Source organism: Hominiventricola sp. (genome assembly GCF_057604405.1).
In genome coordinates, this window is the sequence record NZ_DBLYVB010000056.1 from 1 (window position 1) to 3,659 (window position 3,659).

Sequence of the window (3,659 nt, forward strand, 5' to 3'; positions counted from 1 at the left end):
TCCTCTGCCATCATCCTGGTCTGTGTTCTTAGCTGTAACTGTTCTGTAAAGGAATTTGGATTTTTCGGCTTATGCTGTTTCAGCCACTTAGCTTCAATGTAAGCGTCAAATAAAACAGTGTATAGAAAAATAACCGTCAGCCTTTTATACTAAAAGGTCAACGGTTATCGACAGAATTCTTTTACAAGAGGATTCCAAGGCAGATAATCATCCAGATATTCAGGATGTTCAAGAAAAGCACTCCCCGGCATGTCGGACAGGATATATTTTATATATTTCATCGGGGCAAGCCCATTCGCTTTCGCTGTCTCTACCAGTGTATAGATTCCTGCACTGGCTTCCGCCCCTTTCGGACTGCCGGAGAACAGCCAGTTCTTTCTGCCGATCACAAATGGACGGATACAGTTTTCCGCAAGCGAATTACTGATGGAACAATTCCCGTCTTCCAGATAATTCCAAAAACCTTCACGGTTATTTAAGGCGTAATGAAAAGCTTTTGAAAGTTTGGATTTCGGCAGCTCTCCGATGGCACTTTTTTCTGCCCATGACCAAAAAGCCTCGAGAAGCGGTTTCTCGCGGATAAGACGTTCTTTTTTCTTCTGATCAGGAGGGAGCGCCTCCAACTCTGACTCTATGTTAAAGAATTGATTCAGACGGAGGATTGCTTCCGCAGGTTTTGATGCTTCCGAATTATGGATGTCTTTTGGGAGCGCATCCACGAAAGCCCGGCGCAGATGCGTATAGCAAAGACATCTTTTTACTCCTGAAACTGCATTGTATCCAGAGTAAGCGTCTGTATGGATATAACCTTCATATTCCCTCAGAAACGCTTCCGGATATTTCCCGCTTCGTCCCGGCTGGTACTCGAAGTAGCGGATGGGATTTACAGCATCTCTGATGCTGCAGTAAACCCACATATAGGAATCGGACGTATTTTTCCGTCCCGGTTCTTTCAGCACCTGTACATGTGTTTCATCGATATGAAGGTATCTCTGTTTCAGAAGTTCCAGCTTCAGACGGTGGACGATGTGTACAAGCCAGTCCCGATAGACAACCAGAAGCCAGTTTGACATAGTCGCTCTGCTTAAACGTAATCCCAAAGCCTCCCATTCTTTTTCCTGTCTGTACAGCGGGATGCTTAATTCAAACTTCTGGTGGATGAGCCAGGTGATGGTAGATGCAGATGCCAGAGAATGCAGGACGGGAGGATATGGCACCGGAGCCTTCTCCATATAAGGAGTTCCGTTTTTCCGGCACGACCTGCATTCATACGTTTCCCGGTAATGGTCAATCACCTTGAGTTTTGCAGGGATAAACTGTACTTCCGTGCGGACGAATTCTTCCCCTACTTTCACCATCGTACTCCCGCAGTTATCGCATATCTGTTCCCTTTCATCTATGGTATGGAGTACTTTGCTGTGAGGGAGATTTTTTACCAGTTCTTCCCGCTGACCGGTGTACTTCCTTTTACGTAGGTGCTTCTCTATCTCAACAAGCTCCGGTTCGTGTGCATCAGGATCCGCACAGGTTTCGATTTCATTAAAAAGAGACATCTGCCCCTCGATTTCGAGAGTAGATGTCTTCTCGGATTTTGTTCCATAAAGTTTACGGGTCAGGAAATCAACCTGCTCTTTCAGGAGCCGGACCTGCTGTTCCAGTTCTTTGATATGATTTTTATACTCCTGTTCCGTAGCTGACATAACCTGAAAACCCTTTCGCTTCGATAGGATTATTATACCATAGAATCGTCAGATTTCCCAGCATTTCTAAGGATTTTCAGTATTTTCAGACTTATGCGGGAGCCATTTCTGAACCGCCTTTGGCTGCTCCGGGTTCAAACCTTCCAGAAGCCAGCGCAGCTGCTGATCAGAAATCTGTTTTGCTTCTTCGCCGGTCCGCGGCCATTGGAGACGTCCGTTTTCGTACCGTTTGTATAAAAGGCAGAAACCGTCTCCCTCGTAATGGACTGCTTTGATCCGGTCAGCCCTCTTTCCACAGAACAGGAATAAGGAATTGCTGTAAGGATCCAGTTTGAAGTTGTACTGGATGATATCCAGCAAGCCATTGAGCTGCTTCCTCATATCGGTGTAGCCGCATCGGATATAGATTTTCTCCACATGGGAAAGCTCTCCTAACATGACTGCACGGCTTTCAGAATGTTTTCCAGCATCTGGGCAGATGTGCCTTCATAAAGTTCCACTGTTATGGATCCGATATGAAGTATGGCTGCAGGAGTGGAACGGGAAATGTTTCTGTCCGGAAGTGAAAGCTCCGCAAACTCAGCCGGGGATTCCGTTAAAGCAGTTGACTGTTGGTCTGTACACATGTGGATGCCGTTTTTCTTGCGGGGCAGTTCTTCCAGGGCAAGCTTTCGAATTTTGGAAAGCCAGTAATAATAACTTTTCAAAGAGATATCGTGTTGTTCACACCAGATCTGATTTGTCAGTCCGGAGGCCCTGCATTGCCGTATTACATCCAGCCAGTATTGAAGTTTCACCTGTTTGTCTGGAGTCAAAGAAGAAAGATCCATAAGCCTGCTCCTTAGATTAGATTTAGAGTTTTTAGAGTCAACTCCCAAAACTCTAATCAATAGTTTACATGCAACAGCCAGAAATTTCGATACACCCTCTTATTGGACGCTTACTAAAGAAAAAGGGGAGATCCAAATGACGGCGGAATACAAGAACTGGCAAGAAGAGTTTGTGGACATAAATTTTACTGACCAGCGTTTGAAGTCACGTTTCTTCAAGATCATAGACGCTTTTGCAGCATCGCCCGGAAAATCTACTTGGGCAGCTACCGGCTCCAGAAGTTCTGCCAAAGCGGCATACCGTTTCTTTAGTAATAGCGAGATATCCAAAGATGAATTACTTGACAGCATATCCAGAGCAACTGTAGAAAAAATAAAATGTGCAGATGCAGAGTGGATTTTAGCTGTTCAGGATACTACCGCTGTTGGATTTGGAGACCGGAAAGCGATCCAGGGAATGGGATACGATTGCAGTACGGAGCAAAGGGGAATGCTGGTCCATTCTTGCATCGCCGTGACAGACCAGGGGATCCCTTTGGGTATTATCTACCAGGAGACAAATACACGGGAAAAGCCGAAGGACGATTCCCAGACAAAAGAGCAAAAACGTTCCAGACCAATAGAGGAAAAAGAAAATTTCCGATGGCTGGACAGCATGTGTGAGACACTGCTGAGAATGCCAGCGGATATCCCAATATTAACAGTATGTGACCGGGAAGGTGATTTCTATGAATTTTTCTCAGAAGCAGCGGATCTGAAAGCAAATTTTCTGATCCGGATCGTACAAAATCGTATGGTAGATGATGGGAAAAAGATCTTTCATGAATTACGTAGTTCCCCAGTGGCAGGAAGCATGGTTGCCCGGATGAGCCGGAATCCCAAAGAGCATATCCCATCAAGAAATATAAAAATGGATTACCATTGCAAAAAGGTTACAATCTACCGTCCTCAAAGGAGAAAGGAAAAGCATTTACGGGAAAAGCTGGAGCTGACAGCGATCTATGTGCATGAATCCGGGAAAAAGGGGACAGAATGGTTTCTGCTGACAACGGTAACGGTAAAGAGCGAAAAAGAAATAGAAAAGCTGGTACAGTGTTATGCACACAGATGGAAGATAGAACGGTTTCAT

The 3,659-nt window shown here is 45.2% G+C and carries 4 protein-coding genes; 1 reads left to right on the plus strand and 3 read right to left on the minus strand.

The annotated features are described in order from the left end of the window. Positions 1-164: 164 nt before the first annotated feature. The 3 genes from ACZMB2_RS13765 to tnpA all read right to left on the minus strand — a co-directional run bounded on the left by ACZMB2_RS13765 (position 165) and on the right by tnpA (position 2,530). The gene (locus ACZMB2_RS13765; RefSeq protein ID WP_055267960.1) at positions 165-1,700 is read right to left on the minus strand and encodes an IS66-like element ISRob1 family transposase; all 1,536 of its coding nucleotides are present in this window, start codon (positions 1,698-1,700) and stop codon (positions 165-167) included. 66 nt (positions 1,701-1,766) lie between these two features. Then, a complete protein-coding gene (tnpB, locus tag ACZMB2_RS13770; RefSeq protein WP_158526524.1) occupies positions 1,767-2,117 on the minus strand; it encodes an IS66 family insertion sequence element accessory protein TnpB in 351 nt (116 codons plus the stop codon). Positions 2,118-2,131: 14 nt separating this feature from the next. Further along, a complete protein-coding gene (tnpA, locus tag ACZMB2_RS13775; protein ID WP_005422927.1) occupies positions 2,132-2,530 on the minus strand; it encodes an IS66 family insertion sequence element accessory protein TnpA in 399 nt (132 codons plus the stop codon). A 136-nt stretch (positions 2,531-2,666) separates the two neighbouring features. Between tnpA and ACZMB2_RS13780 the strand changes: the two genes are divergently transcribed. Continuing rightward, a partial coding sequence (locus ACZMB2_RS13780; protein WP_487597150.1) for an IS4 family transposase occupies positions 2,667-3,659 on the plus strand: 993 nt, incomplete at its 3' end.